This is a genomic window from Streptomyces sp. NPDC007991 (genome assembly GCF_042958445.1).
Lineage (GTDB): Bacteria > Actinomycetota > Actinomycetes > Streptomycetales > Streptomycetaceae > Streptomyces.
Genome location: NZ_JBIBJD010000004.1, coordinates 661,068 through 682,717, shown reverse-complemented (window position 1 = coordinate 682,717; position 21,650 = coordinate 661,068). Strand labels below are relative to the sequence as shown.

Sequence of the window (21,650 nt, the reverse complement as noted above, 5' to 3'; positions counted from 1 at the left end):
GCTATCGCGGAACGTGATGACAGTGAGAGCGGTATGCGGGATTCCCGATCGCCGGGCCGAGGAGCACGATGGAAGGGGCCGTATCGGCCCTGTACCGCACATCAGTACCGCCTGTCAGTACGAGCAAGTGGAGCACCGTGAAACGCCTGCGCCGGCCGCGCCGGATGCCGATCGACCCGTACATCCTTCTCCTCCTCGCGACGGTGGGAGTCGCCGCCCTGTTCCCGGCCCGCGGGACGGCCGCCGATGTCGCGTCCGGTGCCTCCACGGCGGCGATCGCCCTGCTGTTCTTCCTCTACGGCGCCCGGCTGTCCACCCGCGAGGCCCTGGACGGCCTGCGCCACTGGCGGCTCCACATCACCGTCCTGGCCTGCACCTTCGTCGCCTTCCCGTTGCTCGGCCTGGCGGCCCGCGGGCTGGTGCCGGTGATCCTGACCCACCCGCTGTACCAGGGCCTGCTCTTCCTCACGCTCGTCCCGTCGACCGTGCAGTCCTCGATCGCCTTCACCTCGATGGCCCGAGGCAACGTGCCCGCCGCGATCTGCGCGGGCTCCTTCTCCTCCCTCGTCGGTATCGTCGCCACGCCGCTGCTCGCGGCCTCGCTGCTCGGCGGCAGCGGCGGCGGGTTCTCCGCCGACTCGCTGCTGAAGATCGTGCTGCAACTGCTCGTGCCGTTCCTCGCCGGGCAGCTGCTGCGGCGCTGGATCGGAGGCTTCATCGCCCGGCACAAGAAGGTCCTCGGCCTGGTGGACCGCGGCTCGATCCTGCTCGTCGTCTACACCGCCTTCAGCCAGGGCATGGTCCAGGGCATCTGGCACCAGGCCAGCCCGCTCCGGCTGGCCGGGCTGCTCGTCGTCGAGGCCGTGATCCTCGCCGTGATGCTGCTGCTGACCTGGTACGGCGGCAAGGCGCTGGGCTTCCCCCGGGAGGACCGGATCACCCTCCAGTTCGCCGGTTCGAAGAAGTCCCTGGCCGCCGGACTGCCCATGGCGAGCGTCCTGTTCGGCGCGCAGGCCTCGCTGGCCGTGCTGCCGCTGATGCTCTTCCACCAGATGCAGCTGATGGTCTGCGCGGTGATCGCCAAACGCCGCTCGCACGACCCCGTCCCGGAGGTCACCGGGCCGGAGCCAGCCGCAGCGCCACGAACCGCGGTCGGTACAGGGACACGTTCCGGCTGAGCTGGGCGGCGGCGCCCGTCGTCTCCAGCCAGTTGACGTCGTAGCTCAGCACGAGACGCCCGTCGCCGCTCAGGACCGGATGTGCCTGCGGGTTGTAGGCGGCGACCTGGCCCTGCGGCAGCGACGGGCTGAACTCCTTCGCGGGCCCGTGCCACGGCCCGGCCGGGGAGCACGCCCAGTACGAGGCGACGGTGGTCAGGCCCTTCGGGCCGGCGGCCATCGTGAACAGCACGTACGTCCCGCCGTCCCGGACGACCGAGAACGCGCTGCCCACGCCCCTGCGCTGCCCGTCTCCGAGCACCGGCCGGGGGCGGGCGCCCGCGGCCCACGCCGAGCCGGTCCAGTAACGCCAGGCCGCCGGATCCCCGAGCCCGCCCTTGGGCACCCGCGCCAGGTACGCGTGCGAGGCCGGGCGGGAGGCGGCCCGGCCGTCGTCCCCGCCGAAGACGTACGTCCAGCCGTCCTCCTCGACCAGCGTCGTGCCGAACAGCACTCGCCGGGACGGGTCGGGGACCAGCTGCTGGTCGAGCACCTTGACGACCGACTCCAGGCGCAGATCGGGCAGCGAGAGCGTGGCGACCTCGGTCGCGGTGGGCACGCCGTAGATCCACGGCGCCTGGCCGGCCGTGCGCACCCACAGCAGCACCCGGACGACCTGCTCGGAGGAGCCGGGGGACCGGGGTTCGACGCGGGCGGCGACCGGCCAGCGCCACTGGTTCGGCGCCGGGTCGGCGAAGAGCGGCGCGGGGAGGGTGGTCTCCAGCCGGCCGTCGCGCATCAGCACGGCCGAGTTGCGCACCAGCGGCGCGGTGGCGTCCCGCCAGGTGTGGGACTCGCCGGCCGGGTTGGGCGGGCCGTACACCCGGCCCAGGTAGGTGTCCGAGAACAGCCACAGCACCCGGCCGTCCGGCAGCCGCACCGAGTGGGTGCCGTCGCCGCCGGTCCAGTCGTCGGTGCGGGCCGCGTCGTCGCCGTAGCGGGCGAACTCGGCCGTGAGGCCGTGGTCCGGCTGCCAGGAGCGGACCGTGCGCGCCCGGCAGGCGGTGTCGTCGTCCGGGCTCTCGTCCTCGGGGAGGGCGATGAGCAGCGCGGCCCCGAGAACCAGGACCAGCAGCAGGCCGATCCCGGTTCCCGTGCGCTGTCGTGCTCGTGCTGCACTTGCGTCGTCGGGCACGTCCCGTGACGTTAGTTGCTGCCGCTCACCCGGTCCATGGGGAGCCACAGCACCGTGCCCGTGGCGGCGGCGCCCCCGGCGCCGGCGGCCAACTCCCCGTCGGCGAGGGCCCGGTTCCAGACGCGGACGTCGTCGACGGCCCCCGTCAGGAACGCCCGGCTGTCCATACGCTGGCCGATGTGCACCCCGAACGGGGAGTTGCGGCTGACCGAGCCCGGCACGTCCGGGGTGCTGAGCGGCGTGCCGTCGAGGAAGAGGGTCAGGTTCCCGCCGCCCCGGCGCAGCACCAGGTGGTGCCAGCGGCCGTCGTTGTGGGCGCCGTCGGCCGACACCGACGCCGTCCTGACGGTCGTCGCGCCCGACCGGGTGGTGATGAGCGCCCGGACCCGGTCGCTCGCGGGCTCACCACGCAGCCAGATCTGCGGCTGGCCGGTGCCGATGCCGCCCATCCACAAGAAGGGCTGCTCGCCGGTCGTGGCCGTGTAGCGGAAGAACAGCGAGGCCGTGAAATCGCCCTCGCCGAGCGCCAGCCGGGACCGGTACGGCAGGCGCACGGCGTCGTCGGTGCCGTCGAAGGACAGCGCACCGCCGCGGACACCCGCCGTCCGCCCGGCACCGCCGAGCACGGCCGCGGGCCGCGCGCCCGGTGCCGCGTCGCGGGTCGTCGGGTCGGCGCCACGGCGCGGTGTCAGCCAGTCCTCCGTGAAACGGGCGAAGCGGATCTCGTCCCGGGCGTCGACCGCGCCGCCCTCGTACAGCAGGCCCACCGCCGAGGCGCCGACCGCCGCCATGTCGGAGTAGCCGGACCAGTCCGTGGTGACGACCGTCCCCCGGTCCACGCTGTCCCAGGTGCGCCCGCCGTCGTAGGAGGAGCGGACCATCATCGTGCGGCGGCGGTCCGGGTCGGCCGGGGCGGACAGCAGCATCCGGTCGCCCAGGCGCAGGATCGCGCCCTGGACCTGCGGGGTGTAGAGGTCGGGGAGGGCGCGGAAGGGCGCGGCGAAGCTGTCGCCGCCGTCCCGGCTGACGGTCTGGGAGCGGTGGCCGGGATCGGTGCCGTCCTGTTCCCGGCCGCTGACGAGGACGGCCCCGTCGGCGCGTTCGGCGAGCGTCACCTCCGAGGGCTTCTGCCGGAACATGCCGTCCAGCGCTATCGGCCAGGAGTCCGTGGCGCCGATCCGCCACTCGTCGCCGCCGTCGTCGCTGACGATGAGCGCGGCGTGGTTGGCGGTGACCCGGCCGCCGTCCCACGTCTCGGTGTTGACACCGAACACCAGCCGCCCGGCGTGCTTCCCGCGCGTGAGCTGGATGCCGTGCACGGGCCCGGTGGCGTACCAGGAGTTCCAGTGCCGGGGCAGGATCCGGTCGCTCAGGTCGCGCGGCTCGGACCAGGTCCGGCCGTCGTCGTCGCTGTACTGCAGGTGCGGGGTGCGGTCGCAGGGGACGGTGCAGTTGCCGGCGTCCGTACGGCCGGTGTTGTACGTCTCGGCCAGCAGGATCCGGCCGGTCCTGCGGTCCACGAGAGGCGCCGGGTTGCCGTGCGTGTCGCCGGCGCCCTCCGTGACGACCTGGAGCGGGCCCCAGGTGCGGCCGCCGTCGGTGGAGCGCTTGAGGACGATGTCGATGTCGGCCGCGTCACCGCAGTTGAGGACGCGGCCCTCGGCGAAGGCGAGCAGTGTGCCGGCCGTGGTCCGCACGATCGCGGGGATCCGGAAGCACGCGTAACCGGGGTCCTGGGTGGCCTTGAAGAGGACCTGCTGCTCGAACTCCGGTAAGTCCGCGGCGGGTTGGGCACGGGCCGGGCCGACGGGCGCGAGCAGCGCCGCGGCGGTGAGGACGGCTGCCAGGGAGGATCTCAGACGGGTGCGAAGACTTGACGGCATGGTGCGACCTGCCCTTCATGCGTCTGTCGGCTGGACCACCGACCCATGGGAACGGACATCCGGGGAGCCGGTGCACGGGCTTACATACGAATCAACCAGACATCCCACGTCCCATGTGTGGGCCACAGACGGTACTTGGCTCACAGACCCCTCACAAGCAGCGTGCGTCAGGGGATCAGGACGACCTTGCCGAGGTTGGCCCTGGCCTCGATCTCCCCGTGCGCCTTCGCCGCGTCCGCAAGCGCGAACTCCCCGTGGACGACGGGCCTCAGCTCCCCGGCGGCAACTGGGAGCCGATCACCGACTCGGCGCCCACGAGCAGGTCGTACGCCTCGACGGTGCCGCCGCCCGAGCTGTACGCCACCAGCCGTCCCCCGGGGCGAGTGCGGCGAGGGCCGGGGTGAGCAGCTCGCCGCCGACCGCGTCCAGGGCGTGGTCGACCGGGGCGCCCCAGGTGTCATCGCCGTAGGTGACGACGTGGTCGGCGCCGAGGCCACGGACGAAGCCGGCCTTGGCCGGGCCGGAGACGGCCCCCACGACCCGCCCGGCACCCCGCGTCCTGGCCAGCTGCACGGCCAGGTGGCCGACACCGCCGGCCGCCGCCGTGACCAGGGCCGCCTCGCCCGGCTCGGGCCGTGCCGCCTCCAGGGCGCCGAGGGCGACCAGGCCGCTGCGGACCAGGGCGACGGCCGTGACGGCGTCGGCGTCCGCCGGGGCCGGGGAGGCCATGGTCTCGTGCAGGAGCGCGAAGCCGGCGTAGCCGTGGCCGAAGCAGAGCCCCGTCACGCGGTCGCCGGTGCCGAAGCGGGTGACGCCCTCGCCGGCGGCTGTGACCTCCCCGGCGATCTCACCGCCGAGCGGGACCGGCTCCGCCGCCTCGCCGACCTTGCGGACCACCGGGAGCGTGACGCCGATGGCCTCCGCGCGCACGAGCAGGCCCGGCTCGGGCACCGGTGCCTCCTGAAGGAACAGGGGGCCGGCCGGCTGCTCGGCCGTGCCGCCGCCCGTGGCCGGGCCCTGGTGGCCGCGGCGCTGGCCGAGCAGGACATGCGGATGTGGCACCACGTCGTGCTGTCCGCCGTCCGCGACCTCGGCCCCGTCGCCCAGGCCGACCTCGGCCGCGGCGTCCGGCTGGACCCCAAGGACCTGGTCGGCATCCTGAACGACCTCCAGGCGGCGGGCCTGGTGGTGCGCGAGCCCGACCCGAAGGACCGGCGGAAGAACGCGGTGTCCCTCACCGCCCGGGGAGCCCGGCTGCTGACGCGCTGCGAGAAGGCGGCCCGCGCGGCCGACGACGAACTGCTCGCCCCGCTGTCGGCGGCCGAACGCGAGCAGTTCACGGGGATGCTGCGACGGATATCCGGCACGGCCGACTGAGGACTCCCCTCGGGTCGCGCAGGCCGAGACGGGGCCCCTGCGGCGCAGGGGGCGCTCCCCGCCGGTCGGGGCCCCGCCGCCGTGTCGCGGGAGAACCTGCTCAGCCCTGGGCGGCCGCGGCCCGCAGGGCGATCCGGTCCTCACCCGCGTACACGTTCATGGAGGCGCCCCGCAGGAAGCCCACCAGCGTCAGGCCCGTCTCGGCGGCCAGATCCACCGCCAGCGAGGACGGCGCCGACACCGCCGCCAGGACCGGGATGCCGGCCATCACGGCCTTCTGCGCCAGCTCGAAGGAGGCCCGGCCCGAGACGAGCAGGATCGTCCGCGACAGCGGCAGCTCCTCGTTCTGCAGGGCGCGGCCGACCAGCTTGTCGACCGCGTTGTGCCGGCCCACGTCCTCCCGGACGTCCAGCAGCTCGCCGGCCTCCGAGAAGAGAGCCGCCGCGTGCAGGCCGCCGGTCCGGTCGAAGACCCGCTGGGCGGCACGCAACCGGTCGGGCAGGTTCGCCAGCAGCTCGGGAGTGACCCGGACCGGGGGAGTGTCGGCGATGGGCCAGCGGGCCGTCGTCCGTACGGCGTCCAGCGACGCCTTGCCGCACAGCCCGCAGGAGGAGGTCGTGTAGACGTTCCGCTCCAGGGTGATGTCGGGTATCACCACCCCCGGGGCCGTCTGCACGTCGACCACGTTGTACGTGTTCGAGCCGTCGGCCGTGGCCCCGGCGCAGTAGACGATGTTCCTGAGGTCCCGCTGCCCGCCCAGCACTCCCTCGCTCACCAGGAAGCCCGCCGCCAGGGCGAAGTCGTCGCCCGGGGTGCGCATGGTGATCGCCAGAGGCTTGCCGTTCAGCCGGATCTCCAGTGGTTCCTCGGCGACGAGTGTGTCGGGACGGCTGGAGACCGCCCCGTCCCGGATGCGGAGCACCTTGCGTCGTTCCGTGACTCGTCCCATGTCCTGATCAGCCCCGGTTCTGTACGTGCTGGTAGCCGAAGCGGCCCTTGATGCAGAGGTTGCCGTGGGTCACCGGGTTGTCGTGCGGTGACGTGACCTTCACGATCTCATTGTCCTGCACGTGCAGCGTCAGGTTGCAGCCCACTCCGCAGTACGCGCACACCGTGGTCGTCTCCGTCTGCCGCGACTCGTCCCACGTACCCGCCGCGCGCATGTCGAACTCGGACTTGAAGGACAGCGCGCCCGTCGGGCACACCTCGATGCAGTTCCCGCAGTACACGCACGCCGAGTCGGTCAGCGGGGCGTCGTGCTCCACGGCGATCCGGGCGTCGAAACCGCGCCCGGCGACCGAGATCGCGAAGGTGTTCTGCCACTGGTCGCCGCAGGCGTCCACGCACTTGTAGCAGAGGATGCACTTGTCGTAGTCGCGTACGTACAGTTCGTTGTCGACCTTCGGTTCCTCGTTGAGGCGGGCCGCGTCCGGACCGAAGCGGTCGGGCTTGGCCTCGTACTCCTTGAGCCACTCGGCGACCCGGGGCGTGGTCGACAGGTCGACGGACGACGCGAGCAGTTCGAGGACGACCTTGCGGCTGTGCCGGGCCCGCTCGGTGCCGGTGCGCACCTCCATGCCCGGCTCGGCCTTGCGGGAGCAGGCCGGGACGAGGGTGCGGGCCCCCTCGACCTCGACGACGCAGACCCGGCAGGCGTTCTTCGGGCGCAGGGTGTCGCCCTCGCACAGGGTCGGGATGTCCTTGCCCGCCGCCCGGCAGGCGTCGAGGATCGTCGAGCCCTCGGGAACCCGGGCCTCTTCGCCGTCGATCGTGAACTCCAGCATGCGGCGCGGGATCCCCAGCGGTGTGACGGTCATGCGTACGCCCCCAGACGGTCGATGGCGGATTCCACGGCGTTCCAGGCGGTCTGCCCGAGACCGCAGATCGAGGCGTCCCGCATCGCACGGCCGACCTCCCTGAGCAGGGCGATGTCGTCCGCGGCGGCGGCGCCGGTGCGCTCCGCGATCCGGTGCAGCGCCTCCTCCTGCCGCACGGTCCCGACCCGGCACGGCACGCACTGGCCGCACGACTCGTCGCGGAAGAACTCCGCGATGCGCAGCAGCAGCCGGGGCAGGGGCACGCTGTCGTCGAAGGCCATCACGACCCCCGAGCCGAGCGTCGTGCCCGCCTCCCGTGTCCCTTCGAAGGTGAGCGGGATGTCCAGCTCGTCGGCCCGGACGAAACCGCCCGCCGCCCCGCCGAGCAGCACCGCCCGCAGCCCGCCCCGCACCCCGGCGAGCGTGAGCAGCTCGCCCAGCGTCGCGCCGAACGGCAGCTCGTAGACGCCCGGCCGCTCCACGGCCCCGGACACGCAGAACAGCTTGGGTCCGGTGGACCTCTCCGTGCCGATCGCCGCGTACGCCGGGGCGCCCAGGGTCAGGATCGGCAGGACGTTGACCAGCGTCTCCACGTTGTTCTCGACCGTCGGCTTGCCGAACAGGCCCTTCTCCACGGGGAACGGCGGCTTGGATCGCGGCTCGCCCCGGTAGCCCTCGATGGAGTTGAACAGGGCGGTCTCCTCACCGCAGATGTAGGCGCCCGCGCCGCGCCGGATCTCGATGTCGAAGGCGTAGCCCTGGCCGAGGACGTCGTCGCCGAGCAGACCGCGCGCCCGTGCCTGGGCGATCGCGTGCTCGAGCCGGTGCAGGGCGCGGGGGTACTCGCCGCGCAGGTAGAGGTAGCCCTGGTGGGCACCGGTCGCGTACCCGGCGATCGTCATCGCCTCGACCAGCGCGTACGGGTCGCCCTCCATGAGCACGCGGTCCTTGAAGGTGCCCGGCTCGGACTCGTCGGCGTTGCAGACGAGGTAGTGCGGACGGTCCGGCTGGGACGCCGTGGCCTGCCACTTGCGGCCGGTCGGGAAGGCGGCGCCGCCCCGCCCTACCAGGCCCGAGTCGGTGACCTCGCGGATGACCCCGGCCGGGCCCAGCTCGAAGGCACGGCGCAGGGCCGTGTAGCCGCCGTGGGCGCGGTAGTCGTCGAGGGACGCCGGGTCGACCACGCCGACCCGGTGCAGCAGCATCAGGCCGTCCTGCCCGGCCTGGGGCACCGCCAGTGCGGCCGGCGGCTCCTCCGGCGCCGAGTCGGGGGCGCTCGCGGCGAGGACGGCGTCGTGCACGGTCGCCGGCGCCGAGACCGCCGTACGGACCGGGTCCCCGGCCCTGATCGCGAGCGCGGCCGGGGCGCGTTCGCACAGGCCGAGGCACGGGCTCCGCTGGACGCTCACCCCGCTGCCGAGGCCCAGCCGCTCCTCGATCCCCGCGCACAGCCGAGGTGCCCCGGCCGCCGCGCACGCCAGGTCCGTGCACACGTGGAGCACGGTCGCCGGCCGCGGCTTGACGGAGAACATGGCGTAGAAGGTGGCGACCCCGTAGGCCTCCGCAGGCGGCACCGTCAGCCGCCGGCACAGGTAGTCGAGGGCACCGTCGCTGATCCAGCCGACCCGGTCGTTGATCGCGTGCAGCCCCGGCAACAGCAGGTCGCGGCGGTCCCGGGCCGCGCGCCCGCCACGGGCCCACCTCAGATCCGCGTCGGAGCGGTCGGCGCCCTCCCAGGAGGACTCCGGGGGCCCGAGCAGGGCGTCGACGGCCGCCCGTTCCTCGTCCGTCGGTTTGCTGTCACCGAAGTGCAGGTCCACAGTGCGTCACCCCACGATGGTCGCGATGGGCAGCTTCTCGATCCGGATCGCCGACGCCTTGAACTCCGCCGTCCCCGCGATCGGGCAGTTCGCCTCGATCGTCAGCGCGTTGGTGTCCACCTCGTCGGGGAAGTGCATGGTCATGAAGGCGAGCCCGGACCGCAGCGCGGGGTCCACCCACACGGGCGCGGTCACCGACCCGCGTCGCGAGGTGACCTGCACCTGCTCGCCGACCACCACCCCGTAGCGCTCGGCGTCCTCCGGGCTCAGCTCGATGTACTCGCCGCGCCTGAGCGGCGAGGCGTAACCGCCGCTCTGCACACCGGTGTTGTAGGAGTCGAGACGCCGCCCGGTGGTGAGCCGGATCGGGTACTCCTCGTCGGTGAGGTCCACGGGCGGGTCGTGCCGCACGATCCCGAAGGGCGCGAGCGGGCCGCGCTCGGCGGGGTCGGGCTCCCACAACCGGCCGTGCAGGTACGTCGGTTCGAGCCCGTCGGTGCTGGGGCACGGCCACTGGATGCCCTGGTGCTCCTCCAGACGCGCGTACGTCATGCCGTAGTGGTCGGGGGAGACCGACCGGAGTTCGTTCCACACGGTCTCGGCGTCGGCGTACTTCCAGTCGTGTCCGAGGCGGGCCGCGAGGGCGCAGATGATGTCGATGTCCTCGCGGGCCTCGCCGGGCGGGGTGACGGCCTTGCGGACGCGCTGCACACGCCGCTCGCTGTTGGTGGTGGTGCCGTCGGTCTCCGCCCAGCCGGCGGTGGCCGGCAGGACGACGTCCGCGAGCTCGGCCGTCCTGGTGAGGAAGATGTCCTGCACGACGAGGAAGTCGAGTGCCTTCAGCCGCCGTACCGCCTGCTCGCTGTCGGCCTCGGACTGTGCCGGGTTCTCGCCGACGCAGTAGACGGCCTTGAGCGTGCCGTCCTCCATCGCCTCGAACATCTCGGTGAGGTTCAGCCCGTAGTGGGGCTGGATGACGGTGTCCCAGGCCGACTCGAACTTCAGCCGGACGTCCGGGTCGAGGACGTCCTGGAAGCCGGGCAGGCGGTTGGGGATCGCGCCCATGTCGCCGCCGCCCTGCACGTTGTTCTGCCCGCGCAGGGGTTGCAGGCCGGAGCCGTAGCGGCCGACGTGCCCGGTGAGCAGGGACAGGTTGATCAGGGCGCGGACGTTGTCCGTGCCGTTGTGGTGCTCGGTGATGCCGAGCGTCCAGCACAACTGGGCGCGTTCGGCGCGGGCGTAGGCGTGCGCCAGCTCGCGGATGGCGACGGCCGGAACGCCCGTCACCTTCTCGGCGAGCGACAGCGTCCACGGCTCGACCAGCGCCTTGTACTCCTCGAAGCCGGTGGTCGCCCGCTCGATGAACGCCTCGTTCGCGAGACCCGCGTGGATGATCTCGCGGCCGATCGCGTGCGCCATCGGGATGTCCGTGCCGACGTCGAGGCCGAGCCAGCTCTCCGCCCACTCGGCGGTCGACGTCCGGCGCGGATCGACCGCGTACATCCGGGCGCCGTTCCTGATGCCCTTCAGCACGTGCTGGAAGAAGATCGGGTGGGCGAAGCGGGCGTTGGAGCCCCACATCACGATGACGTCGGTGTGCTCGATCTCCTCGTACGACGACGTCCCGCCGCCCGAGCCGAACGCCGCAGACAGGCCCGCCACGCTCGGGGCGTGGCAGGTGCGGTTGCAGGAGTCGACGTTGTTGGTGCCCATGACGACCCGGGCGAACTTCTGGGCGACGTAGTTCATCTCGTTCGTGGCCCGGGCGCAGGAGAACATGCCGAACGCGCCGCGGTTGCGTGCCAGGCCCCGGGCCGCCCGGTCCAGGGCCTCCTCCCAGCTCGCCCGGCGGAAGGGCTCGTCGCGCGCGTCCCGCACCAGCGGGTGGGTGAGCCGGGTGTAGGTCTTCGGGGTTCGATCGCGTTTGCTCATGCGGCGCTCCTCAGCGCGAGCAGGTCCGAGATGGCGTGCACGGTGCGCAGCGTGGGCACCTGGACGCCGGTGATGTCCGCCAGCTCGACGACCGCCGCGAGGAGCACGTCGAGTTCGAGCGGTTTGCCGCGCTCCAGGTCCTGGAGCGTGGAGGTCCGGTGGTCGCCGACCCGCTCGGCGCCCGCGAGCCGGCGCTCGATGGAGACGCCGACCTGGCAGCCGAGGGCGTTCGCGACCGCGAGCGTCTCGGTCATCATGATCTCGATGACCCTGCGGGTGCCGCCGTGCAGGCACATCTGCCGCATGGTCGCGCGGGCCAGCGCGCTGATCGGGTTGAAGGAGATGTTGCCGAGCAGCTTGAGCCAGATGTCGGCCCGCAACTCCGGTTCGACCGGGCACTTCAGCCCGCCCGCCTGCATCGCCTCGCTGAACGCCACGCACCGCCGGGACACGCTGCGGTCGGGCTCGCCGATCGAGAACCGCGTGCCCTCCAAGTGCCGGACGGCACCCGGCCCTTCGAGCTCGGTCGCCGCGTAGACGACGCATCCCATGGCCCGTTCGGGCGCGAGCACCGCACTGACCGCGCCGTCCGGGTCCACGCTCTCGACGCGGTGGCCGTCGTAGGGGCCGCCGTGCCGGTGGAAGTACCACCAGGGGATGCCGTTCTGGGCGGCCACGACCGCCGTCGTGTCGCCCAGCAACGGCGCGATCAGCGGCCCGCACGCCGCGTACGCGTTGGCCTTCAGGCCCAGGAAGACGTAGTCGGCCGGGCCGACCTCGGCCGGGTCGTCGGTCGCGTGGGGGTGCGCGGTGAAGTCGCCGCGCGGGCTGCGCACCCGGACTCCGTGCTGCCTCATGGCCGCCAGATGCGGTCCACGGGCGATGAGATGCACATCGGCGCCCGCGCGGTGGAGCGCGGCGCCGACGTAGGCGCCGATGGCACCGGCGCCGAGAACTGCGACTTTCACGGGAACACTCCGTTCGGTTTGAGGGATACCGCGGAGGTGACTGCCGTCGGGTGACTACCGTCCGGTGACTGCCGTCCGGCTTGTGTCGACGGAATATTGTCTACAGTATGGACGGAGGGTCAGCAAGGGTCCGTGCGATGACCGTTCGGCGCATGCTGGATACCGCTCACCGCATACGGTCGACGCGCCGCCTTCTCAACTGCTGTGGGAATGCCTACGGTTCCGGGTTCATGAGTCCCCCAGTCGCGCCCCCGGGCTGGAGCCGCTGGCTCGTTCCGCCCGCCGCTCTCTCCGTACATCTCTCGATCGGCCAGGCCTACGCCTGGAGCGTGTTCAAGCCGCCCCTGGAGTCCGCGCTCGGCCTCAGCGGCACGCAGAGCGCGCTGCCCTTCCAGCTGGGCATCGTCATGCTGGGCCTGTCCGCCGCGTTCGGCGGCACGCTCGTCGAGCGCAACGGCCCGCGCTGGGCGATGACCGTCGCCCTGGTCTGCTTCTCGTCCGGCTTCCTGCTCTCCGCGCTGGGCGCGGCCACCGAGCAGTACTGGCTGATCGTCCTCGGCTACGGCTTCGTCGGCGGCATCGGCCTCGGCATCGGCTACATCTCACCCGTCTCCACCCTGATCAAGTGGTTCCCGGACCGGCCCGGCATGGCCACCGGCATCGCCATCATGGGCTTCGGCGGCGGGGCGCTGATCGCCTCGCCGTGGTCCGCGCAGATGCTGGAGTCCTTCGGCGGCGACAGCTCCGGGATCGCTCTGGCCTTCCTGGTGCACGGGCTGTCGTACGCCGTGTTCATGCTGCTGGGTGTGCTGCTGGTTCGGGTGCCTCGCACCGAGAAGCCTGTGGAGAGCGGGCCGAGTGTCCTCACCGGCCCGCAGGTCTCCGCGAACCAGGCCATCCGCACCCCGCAGTTCTGGTTCCTGTGGATCGTGCTCTGCATGAACGTCACCGCCGGCATCGGCATCCTGGAGAAGGCCGCCCCGATGATCACGGACTTCTTCGCGGAGTCCTCCACACCCGTGTCGGTCACGGCCGCCGCCGGCTTCGTCGCGCTGCTGTCGGCGGCGAACATGGCCGGCCGCATCGGCTGGTCGTCGACCTCCGACCTGATCGGCCGCAAGAACATCTACCGCGTCTACCTGGGCGTCGGCGCGCTGATGTACGCGCTCATCGCCCTGTTCGGCGACTCCTCCAAGCCGCTGTTCGTCCTGTGCGCGCTGGTGATCCTGTCCTTCTACGGCGGCGGCTTCGCGACCGTACCGGCGTATCTGAAGGACCTGTTCGGCACCTACCAGGTCGGTGCCATCCACGGGCGGCTGCTCACCGCCTGGTCCACGGCGGGCGTGCTCGGGCCGCTCATCGTCAACTGGATCGCCGACCGGCAGGAGGAGGCGGGCCGGCACGGCGCGTCCCTGTACGGTCTGTCGTTCGTCATCATGATCGGCCTGCTCGTCGTCGGCTTCGTCGCCAACGAACTCGTCCGGCCCGTCGACCCGCGTCATCACGTCCCGGCACCGAAGGAGGCCGCGCATGTCCAGCGACAGCAGTCAGAGTCCGCCTAGCCCCAACCGGCGGTGGCTGATCGCCTTCGCCTGGGTGTGGGTGGGCCTGCCGCTCGCCTACGGGCTGTACGAGCTGGTCCGCAAGGCGACCCAGCTGTTCACCGGTTAGGCGCCAGGCGACAGGTGCTCGGTCGTCCGAGGTCCTGACCGAAGCTGACAACGCGGGCACCTGTTTCCTGTCGCCTTGCCTGCCGTCGTACCCGTGAGTCATTGATCAGACTGGTGGATCCCGCTGCCCGCGTTCCAACGAGGGGGACCGCCCACATGAACGGCTCGCGCATCGCCGCCGTCGGCCACTACCAGCCCGCCAAGGTGCTCACCAACGAGGACCTGGCGGACCTGGTGGACACCAGTGACGAGTGGATCAGGAGCCGGGTGGGCATCCGCACCCGTCACATCGCCGGTCCCGACGAACCCGTCGACGAGCTGGCCGCCCACGCCGCCGCCAAGGCCCTCGCCTCGGCCGGGCTGGCCCCGGCCGACATCGACCTGGTGCTGGTCGCCACCTCCACCGCCGTCGACCGCTCGCCCAACATGGCCGCCAGGGTCGCGGCCCGGCTCGCCGTCCCGCAGGCCGCCACCATGGACCTCAACGTGGTGTGTGCCGGTTTCACCCACGCCCTGGCCACCGCCGACCACGCCGTCCGGGCGGGGGGCGCGAGCCGGGCCCTGGTCATCGGGGCCGACAAGATGTCCGACGTGACCGACTGGAGCGACCGCACGACCTGCGTGCTCGTCGGTGACGGAGCGGGCGCCGCGGTCGTCGAGGCCGCCGACGAGCACGCCATCGGGCCGGTGCTGTGGGGTTCGGTGCCCGAGATGGGCAACGCCGTGCGGATCGAGGGCACGCCGCCGCGTTTCGCGCAGGAGGGGCAGAGCGTCTACCGCTGGGCCACGACACAGCTGCCCCCCATCGCGCGGCGGGCGTGCGAACGGGCCGGGCTGCAGCCGGCGGACCTCGCGGCGGTCGTACTGCATCAGGCCAATCTGCGCATCATCGAACCCCTCGCGGAGAAGATCGGCGCCGTGAACGCGGTCGTCGCGCGCGATGTCACGGAGTCCGGCAACACATCGGCCGCGAGCATCCCGCTCGCCCTGTCCAAGCTGGTCGAACAGGGTGCGATCGGCACCGGCGACCCGGTCCTGCTGTTCGGCTTCGGCGGGAACCTGTCGTACGCGGGGCAGGTCGTCCGCTGCCCGTGAGGCCGCGCCGCGATGTGACGCGGTCAACTCGCCGAAGTCCTGGCTCCTGTGCGCCGTAGACTGTAGACGAAAGACAATCGATACTGACGCTACGGCGACACCGGCGTCCGCCGCGCTGTGCACGGCCCTGCCGAGGAGGGGGACCGCGATGCTGTCGACAGGCCTGCCCCAAGGGGCGGTACCCAAGCTGGAACGCCCGGGTCCGCTGCGCGACCGTGTCTACGAGGCGCTGCTCGAACTCATCACCACCCGTGCCCTCCAGCCCGGCCAGCACCTCGTGGAGAGCGAACTCGCCGGGCATCTGGGAGTCTCCCGGCAGCCGGTGCGCGAGGCGTTGCAGCGGCTCAACACCGAGGGCTGGGTCGATCTGCGCCCCGCCCAGGGCGCGTTCGTCCACGAGCCGACGGAGGAGGAGGCCGACCAGCTCCTCACGGTCCGTACGCTCCTGGAGGCCGAGGCCGCCCGGCTCGCCGCGGCGGGCGCGGACAAGGCCGGCATCGCCGCCCTGGAAGCGCTGTGCGCCGAGGGCGAGAAGGCCGTCGAGGCCGACGACGTGGACGGGGCCGTCGCGATGAACGCCCGCTTCCACGCCAAGATCATGGAGCTCGCCGGCAACGCCGTCCTCGCCGAACTGGCCGCCCAGGTCGACCGCCGCGTCCGCTGGTACTACACGCCGGTCGCCCGCCAGCGGGGCCACCAGTCCTGGATCGAACACCGCGCGCTCATCGCCGCCATCACCGACCGCGACGAACAGCGGGCCACCCACCTGATGCGCGAACACACTGAGCACACGAGGCGGTCGTACCACGCGCGTACGGGTTCGTAGGCCTCAGCCGGCCGTCAACACCGCCCGGGTCTGCGTCGTCCGGCCCACCAGGACCTCTGGTGGCCACCGGTACCGGCGACACCAGGTCGCGGCCGCAGTCGGTTCGGAGCTGCCCTCCGCCTCCGACACGCGACGGCGCACGGAGGTGGAGCGGCGGCTGCGCCAGGTCGTCGCACCAAGGCAGAGGCGAGGGCCCGCCGGTGGGCGTGGCTGACGGCCCAGCGCGAGGCCGCCGTCCCTGCCCGCGCCGGGACCGCGGCCACGCCGGTGGGCGTGGCTGACGGCCCAGCGCGAGGCCGCCGTCCCTGCCCGCGCCGGGACCGCGGCCCCGACGGCTGCTGACCCGGCCGCCGCTACCGAGCCCGCCCCCGCCCGGGTGACGGTGCTGCCCACGCCCTGCCCGCCGCCGACCCGGCCCCGCAGCCGCTGGAGCACGCCCCGGTCCGAGTCTGGGACGCGCGGCAGGTTCCGGTGTGGAAGTTCCGCACCGGAACCGCTTGGCGGGATGTGCCCGAGCGGTACGGCCCGTGGGCCGCGCTGCACACCCGCTTCCGGCGGTGGGCCTTGGACGGCACCTTCGAGCGAATGCTCCGGGCCGCCCAGGCGCAGGCGGATGCTCCCGGCATATCGATTGGCTGGTGTCGGTGGACTCCACCCCCTCGCCTGCGACGCTCTTGGCCGACCGCCGGTGGACGCGCAGACCACGCCGGAGGTGTCGGGGAGCGTCATCAGGGCACGGCCGTGCAGGGCGCCGCCTGCCGTGCACAGCTCCGGGGCCCAGGCGAGCGCGGCGCCGACCGGGCCGCGTCGGCGGTCGATCACTCGCGAGGCAAGGCCCGCGCCCCTCGTCTTTGTCCTGTGAGTGGAAAAAGTCGAGCGCAATTCCTGCGCTACTTCTTCCCACCTTCGGCAGCCGCTGCTACGTTCCCTCCGAAAGCAAGCCACGAGGTGGCGGGAAACCCGGCGCGCACAGGCCGACTGAGGCGGGGAGGGGCTCGTGAGACGTATGACCGCACGACCCGGAAACGCCCACCAGGCCCGACTGCTCAAGCTGTTGCGCGACGGCGGCCCCAACTCCCGGGCCCAGCTGGGCGACCAGGTCGACCTCTCGCGGTCCAAGCTCGCCGTGGAGGTGGACCGGCTGCTGGAGACGGGGCTGGTCGTGGCCGACGGACTCGCCGCCTCGCGCGGCGGCCGCCGCTCCCACAACATCCGGCTCAACCCCGGGCTGCGCTTCCTCGGCGTCGACATCGGCGCGACCTCGGTCGACGTCGCCGTCACCAACGCCGAACTGGAGACGCTCGGGCACATCAACCACCCCATGGACGTGCGCGAGGGCCCGGTCGCGGTCTTCGAGCAGGTCCTGGCCATGGCCGCCAAGCTGAAGGCGTCGGGGCTCGCGGAGGGGTTCGACGGCGCCGGCATCGGCGTCCCGGGCCCGGTCCGCTTCCCCGAGGGCGTCCCGGTGGCCCCGCCGATCATGCCGGGCTGGGACGGCTTCCCCGTGCGGGAGGCGCTCAGCCAGGAACTCGGCTGCCCGGTCATGGTCGACAACGACGTGAACCTCATGGCGATGGGGGAGCAGCACGCGGGCGTCGCCCGCACCGTCGCCGACTTCCTCTGCGTCAAGATCGGCACGGGCATCGGCTGCGGCATCGTCGTCGGCGGTGAGGTCTACCGCGGCACGACGGGCAGCGCCGGCGACATCGGGCACATCCAGGCCGTGCCCGACGGCCACCCCTGCGCCTGCGGCAACCGGGGCTGCCTGGAAGCCCACTTCAGCGGGGCGGCCCTCGCCCGCGACGCCACGGAGGCCGCCCAGCAGGGGCTCTCCGCCGAACTGGCCTCCCGGCTGGAGACCAACGGCGGCCTCACCGCCGTCGACGTCGCCGCCGCGGCCGCCGCCGGCGACGCCACCGCACTCGACCTGATCCGCGAGGGCGGCAACCGCACCGGCCAGGTCATCGCCGGCCTGGTCAGCTTCTTCAACCCCGGCCTGGTGGTGATCGGCGGCGGGGTGACCGGCCTCGGCCACACCCTGCTCGCCGCGATCCGCACCCAGGTCTACCGCCAGTCCCTGCCCCTCGCGACCGGCAACCTGCCCATCGTCCTGGGCGAGTTGGGCCCCGCCGCCGGAGTCACCGGCGCGGCCCGGCTCATCAGCGACCACCTGTTCTCACCCGCGTAAGCAACTCAGTTCCGTACGGCGTACCAGCACAGCGCCCTGCTTCGCCCTGCCCTGAAACCGGCCCGCACGCCCGCCAAGGGGACCTCATGGCACCAGAACCACCGCTGCTCAGTATGTCCGGCATCACCAAGTCGTTCCCCGGAGTCCGGGCCCTCGACGGCGTCGACCTCGACGTCCAGGCCGGTGAGGTGCACTGCCTGCTCGGCCAGAACGGCGCCGGGAAGTCCACCCTCATCAAGGTCCTGGCCGGCGCCCACCAGCCCGACACCGGCGAGATCCGCTGGCGCGGCGAGGCGGTCACACTCCGCTCGCCGATCGCCGCCATGCGCCTCGGCATCGCCACCATCTACCAGGAACTCGACCTGGTGGAGCACCTGTCGGTCGCCGAGAACGTCCATCTGGGCCACGAGCCGACCACCGCCGGGTTCGTCGTCCGGGGGAAGGCCGCGAAAGAGTCGACATCCGCCCTGCTCAAGCGACTTGGACACGCCGAGATCGACCCGGCCCGGCTTGTCGGGGAGTTGTCGGCGGCACAACAGCAGATCGTGTCCATGGCGCGGGCGCTCTCCCACGACGTGCGGCTCATCGTGATGGACGAACCGTCCGCCGCCCTCGACCCGGACGAGGTCGACAACCTGTTCCGTATCGTCGGTGCCCTCACCGCCGCCGGTGTCGCCGTCGTCTACATCTCGCACCGCCTGGAGGAGATCCGGCGCATCGGCGACCGGGTGACGGTGCTGAAGGACGGGCGGGCCGTGGCGAACGGACTGCCGGCGAAGACGACCCCGACCCGTGAGGTCGTCGCGCTGATGACGGGCCGCAACGTCGAGTACGTCTTTCCCGACCGGCCCGCCTCCCCGCCGCCCGGCGAACCGGTGCTCACCGTCCGGGGCCTGTCCCGGGCCGGCGAGTTCGAGCCCCTCGACCTGGAGGTACGGCCGGGCGAGATCGTCGGCCTCGCCGGACTCGTCGGCTCGGGCCGCTCCGAGATCCTGGAGACCGTCTACGGCGCCAGGAAGCCGACGTCCGGTCAGGTGCTGGTGGGAGGGCGGCCCTTGAGGCCGGGCAGCGTCCGGGCCGCCGTCCGGGCCGGGCTCGGGCTCGCGCCCGAGGAACGCAAGGCGCAGGCCCTGCTGATGCTGGAGTCCGTCACCCGCAATGTGTCGGTCTCCTCCATGTCCCGCTTCTCGCGCGGCGGCTGGATCGACCGGGGAGCCGAACTCGGTGCCGCCCGGGCCGCGACCCGCGAGCTGTCGCTGCGGCCCGACAACCCGTCCGTGCCGGTGCGCACCCTGTCCGGCGGCAACCAGCAGAAGGCCGTCCTGGCCCGCTGGCTGCTGCGCGGCTGCAAGGTGCTGCTGCTCGACGAACCCACCCGCGGCGTCGACGTCGGCGCCCGCGCCGAGCTCTACGCGGTCGTCCGCCGGCTGGCCGACGAAGGCCTGGCCGTGCTGCTGGTCTCCAGCGAGGTGCCCGAGGTGCTCGGCCTCGCCGACCGCGTCCTGGTGCTGCGCGAGGGCCGTGTCGTCCACACGGCGCCCGCGCGCGAACTCGACGAACACCGCGTACTCGACCTGGTCATGGAAGGAAGTCCGGCGTCATGACGCAGCCCGTCTCCCCGCCGCGGGACAGCACCACCGACAAGGTGCCCCAGGCCCGGCCCACGGCCTGGCGCGGCCTGCTGGCCCGCACCGACGTCCGCACCCTCTCCCTGCTCGGCGTGCTCGCCGCGCTGGTCCTCATCGGCGGCATCACCAAGCCCGACGAGTTCCTCGACACCCGCAACCTGCAACTCGTCCTCACCCAGGCGTCCGTGATCGGCGTCGTCACCGTCGGCATGACCTTCGTCATCGTCTCCGGCGGCATCGACCTGTCCGTCGGCGCCATCGTCGCCCTCGCCTCCGTATGGGCGACCACGGTGGCCACCCAGGAGTACGGCTTCGCCGGCATCCTCTTCACGGCGGTCGTCGTCGGAGTCGGCTGCGGCCTGGTCAACGGGGTGCTCATCGCCTACGGCGCGATGGTGCCGTTCATCGCCACCCTCGCCATGCTGGCCTCCGCCCGCGGCCTCGCCCTGCAGATCACCGACGGCAAGACGCAGATCGTCACCGTGCCCTCCGTCCTCGACCTGGGCGAACGCGACGCCTACGTCCTCGGCGTCCCGCCCCTGGTGCTGGTCTTCGCCGTCGTGACGGTCATCGGCTGGCTGGTGCTCAACCGCACCACCTTCGGCCGTCGCACGGTCGCCGTCGGCGGCAACCCGGAGGCCGCCCGGCTCGCCGGCATCGACGTCCGCCGCCAGCGGCTCTACCTCTACCTGCTGTCCGGGCTGTGCTGCGGCATCGCCGCCTTCCTGCTGATCGTCCTGTCCGGCTCCGGCCAGAACACCAACGGCAACCTCTACGAACTCGATGCCATCGCCGCCGCCATCATCGGCGGCACCCTGCTCACCGGCGGCCGGGGCACCATCACCGGCTCCGTGCTGGGCGTCCTGATCTTCACCACGATCACCAACATCTTCGCCCTGAACAACCTGCAGAGCGACGTCCAGCAGATCGCCAAGGGCGCGATCATCGTCGCCGCCGTGCTGGTCCAGCGCCGTACCGCGAGCACGACCTGAGGAAAGGGTTCACCGCCATGACCGAGATCACGAGCCGCAGAGGACTGCTCTTCGGGGCCGCCGCCGTCTCCGCCGGTGCCCTCCTCACGGGCTGCACGAGCAACGAGCCCTCCGACTCCAAGGAGGAGCCGGCCGGGAACGACCAGCCGGCCGCCGACGACAAGCCCGGCAAGCAGGTCACCATCGGCTTCGCCGGACCGCAGGCCGACCACGGCTGGCTCAACGCCATCAACGACAACGCCAAGAGCCGCGCCGAGAAGTACTCCGACGTCACCCTGGAGATCACCGAGGGCTCCAACGACACCGCCCAGCAGATCGGCCAGATCGAGACCCTCATCAACAAGAAGGTCGACGTGCTGGTCGTGCTGCCCGCCGACGGCAAGGCCCTCACCCAGGTCGGGCTGAAGGCGATGCGCGCGGGCATCCCGGTCGTCAACCTCGACCGCATCTTCAACACCCCGCAGGCCTACCGCTGCTGGATCGGCGGCGACAACTACGGCATGGGTCTCAACGCCGGCCACTACATCGGCGAGAAGCTCAAGGGGAAGTCGGGCGCCCGCGTCATCGAGCTGGCCGGCCTGGACAACCTGGAGCTGACCAAGCAGCGCACCCAGGGCTTCGACGACGCCCTCAAGAACTACCCCAACATCAAGAAGGTCGCCCGCCAGGCCGCCGAGTTCACCGTCGAGTCCGGGCAGGCCAAGATGGCCCAGCTGCTCCAGGCCCAGTCGACGTTCGACGCCCTGTGGAACCACGACGACGACCAGGGCGTGGGCGCGCTGCGCGCCATCGAGCAGGCCGGGCGCGACGACTTCCTGATGGTCGGCGGCGCGGGCGCCCTGTCCGCCTTCCAGGCCATCAAGCAGGACGACGGCGTGCTGAAGGCGACCGTCCTCTACCCGCCGACCATGGCCGCCTCCGCGATCGACCTCGCCCGCGCCCTCGGCCAGGGCAAGGGCATCGGCGGCCTGGCCGAGTTCGAGATCCCGTCGTCGATCACGCTCTACTCGGCCGTCGTCGACAAGACCAACGTCGACCAGTACATGCCCACCGGCTTCCGGTGACAGGCTCCGCCCGCACCCCCCACGTGCGCCACCCGACC

At 72.3% G+C, this 21,650-nt stretch carries 17 protein-coding genes and 2 pseudogenes; 11 read left to right on the top strand and 8 right to left on the bottom strand.

Translation table 11 applies throughout. The features are described 5' to 3' along the window. The first annotated feature begins 164 nt into the window (after positions 1–164). Positions 165–1,178 carry a bile acid:sodium symporter gene (locus ACFZDA_RS14645; protein ID WP_391080184.1) on the top strand — a complete coding sequence of 338 codons (1,014 nt, stop codon included), beginning with the start codon at positions 165–167 and terminating at the stop codon, positions 1,176–1,178. Here ACFZDA_RS14645 and ACFZDA_RS14640 read toward each other — a convergent pair. The 3 genes and pseudogenes from ACFZDA_RS14640 to ACFZDA_RS14630 form a co-directional block, all read right to left on the bottom strand. After that, positions 1,114–2,352 carry a DUF4185 domain-containing protein gene (locus ACFZDA_RS14640; RefSeq protein WP_391080059.1) on the bottom strand — a complete coding sequence of 413 codons (1,239 nt, stop codon included), beginning with the start codon at positions 2,350–2,352 and terminating at the stop codon, positions 1,114–1,116. The two genes, ACFZDA_RS14645 and ACFZDA_RS14640, sit on opposite strands and share 65 nt — an antisense overlap. A gap of 11 nt (positions 2,353–2,363) precedes the next feature. Further along, positions 2,364–4,235, bottom strand: coding sequence for an exo-alpha-sialidase (locus ACFZDA_RS14635; protein ID WP_391080056.1), 1,872 nt, complete (start codon positions 4,233–4,235; stop codon positions 2,364–2,366). Positions 4,236–4,402: 167 nt separating this feature from the next. Continuing rightward, a pseudogene (locus ACFZDA_RS14630) lies at positions 4,403–5,207 on the bottom strand (zinc-binding alcohol dehydrogenase family protein). Here ACFZDA_RS14630 and ACFZDA_RS14625 point away from each other — a divergent pair. Continuing rightward, complete coding sequence (locus tag ACFZDA_RS14625) at positions 5,196–5,612, top strand: MarR family transcriptional regulator (protein WP_391080181.1); 417 nt, start codon at positions 5,196–5,198, stop codon at positions 5,610–5,612. The pseudogene ACFZDA_RS14630 and the gene ACFZDA_RS14625 sit on opposite strands and share 12 nt — an antisense overlap. 100 nt (positions 5,613–5,712) lie before the next feature. Here ACFZDA_RS14625 and fdhD read toward each other — a convergent pair whose 3' ends face one another. Genes fdhD through ACFZDA_RS14600 form a run of 5 tightly spaced genes read right to left on the bottom strand, consistent with a single transcriptional unit; the run spans position 5,713 to position 12,149 of the window. After that, the gene (gene fdhD / locus ACFZDA_RS14620; protein WP_391080053.1) at positions 5,713–6,561 is read right to left on the bottom strand and encodes a formate dehydrogenase accessory sulfurtransferase FdhD; all 849 of its coding nucleotides are present in this window, start codon (positions 6,559–6,561) and stop codon (positions 5,713–5,715) included. Positions 6,562–6,568: 7 nt separating this feature from the next. Beyond that, a complete protein-coding gene (locus ACFZDA_RS14615) occupies positions 6,569–7,429 on the bottom strand; it encodes a 2Fe-2S iron-sulfur cluster-binding protein (RefSeq protein ID WP_391080050.1) in 861 nt (286 codons plus the stop codon). Further along, on the bottom strand, positions 7,426–9,249 hold the full coding sequence (locus ACFZDA_RS14610) for an NAD(P)H-dependent oxidoreductase subunit E (RefSeq protein ID WP_391080047.1): 1,824 nt from the start codon (positions 9,247–9,249) through the stop codon (positions 7,426–7,428). Before ACFZDA_RS14610 ends, ACFZDA_RS14615 begins: the two co-directional genes overlap by 4 nt. A 6-nt stretch (positions 9,250–9,255) precedes the next feature. Then, positions 9,256–11,181, bottom strand: a complete 1,926-nt coding sequence (locus ACFZDA_RS14605; RefSeq protein WP_391080044.1) for a molybdopterin-dependent oxidoreductase — start codon at positions 11,179–11,181, stop codon at positions 9,256–9,258. Next, a complete protein-coding gene (locus tag ACFZDA_RS14600) occupies positions 11,178–12,149 on the bottom strand; it encodes a 2-dehydropantoate 2-reductase (protein ID WP_391080041.1) in 972 nt (323 codons plus the stop codon). The genes ACFZDA_RS14605 and ACFZDA_RS14600 overlap by 4 nt, the downstream gene beginning before the upstream one ends. Before the next feature lie 230 nt (positions 12,150–12,379). Here ACFZDA_RS14600 and ACFZDA_RS14595 point away from each other — a divergent pair, with 230 nt between their 5' ends. The 9 genes and pseudogenes from ACFZDA_RS14595 (at position 12,380) to ACFZDA_RS14555 (ending at position 21,612) form a co-directional block, all read left to right on the top strand. After that, positions 12,380–13,711, top strand: coding sequence for an MFS transporter (locus ACFZDA_RS14595; RefSeq protein ID WP_391080038.1), 1,332 nt, complete (start codon positions 12,380–12,382; stop codon positions 13,709–13,711). Beyond that, complete coding sequence (locus ACFZDA_RS14590; RefSeq protein ID WP_391080035.1) at positions 13,680–13,820, top strand: hypothetical protein; 141 nt, start codon at positions 13,680–13,682, stop codon at positions 13,818–13,820. Before ACFZDA_RS14595 ends, ACFZDA_RS14590 begins: the two co-directional genes overlap by 32 nt. Before the next feature lie 155 nt (positions 13,821–13,975). Next, positions 13,976–14,914 carry a beta-ketoacyl-ACP synthase 3 gene (locus tag ACFZDA_RS14585; protein WP_391080031.1) on the top strand — a complete coding sequence of 313 codons (939 nt, stop codon included), beginning with the start codon at positions 13,976–13,978 and terminating at the stop codon, positions 14,912–14,914. A gap of 148 nt (positions 14,915–15,062) precedes the next feature. Beyond that, positions 15,063–15,740: a GntR family transcriptional regulator gene (locus ACFZDA_RS14580; protein ID WP_086563329.1), complete on the top strand. Its 678-nt coding sequence runs from the start codon at positions 15,063–15,065 to the stop codon at positions 15,738–15,740. Between the two features lie 396 nt (positions 15,741–16,136). Further along, positions 16,137–16,316, top strand: a pseudogene (locus ACFZDA_RS14575) (transposase); the annotation flags it as partial. Positions 16,317–16,746: 430 nt separating this feature from the next. Beyond that, on the top strand, positions 16,747–17,928 hold the full coding sequence (locus ACFZDA_RS14570) for an ROK family protein (protein ID WP_391080028.1): 1,182 nt from the start codon (positions 16,747–16,749) through the stop codon (positions 17,926–17,928). An 86-nt stretch (positions 17,929–18,014) separates the two neighbouring features. After that, a complete protein-coding gene (locus tag ACFZDA_RS14565; protein ID WP_391080025.1) occupies positions 18,015–19,532 on the top strand; it encodes an ATP-binding cassette domain-containing protein in 1,518 nt (505 codons plus the stop codon). Then, complete coding sequence (locus ACFZDA_RS14560) at positions 19,529–20,548, top strand: ABC transporter permease (protein ID WP_391080022.1); 1,020 nt, start codon at positions 19,529–19,531, stop codon at positions 20,546–20,548. Before ACFZDA_RS14565 ends, ACFZDA_RS14560 begins: the two co-directional genes overlap by 4 nt. Positions 20,549–20,565: 17 nt before the next feature. After that, a complete protein-coding gene (locus tag ACFZDA_RS14555; protein WP_391080019.1) occupies positions 20,566–21,612 on the top strand; it encodes a substrate-binding domain-containing protein in 1,047 nt (348 codons plus the stop codon). The last annotated feature ends 38 nt before the right edge of the window (positions 21,613–21,650 follow it).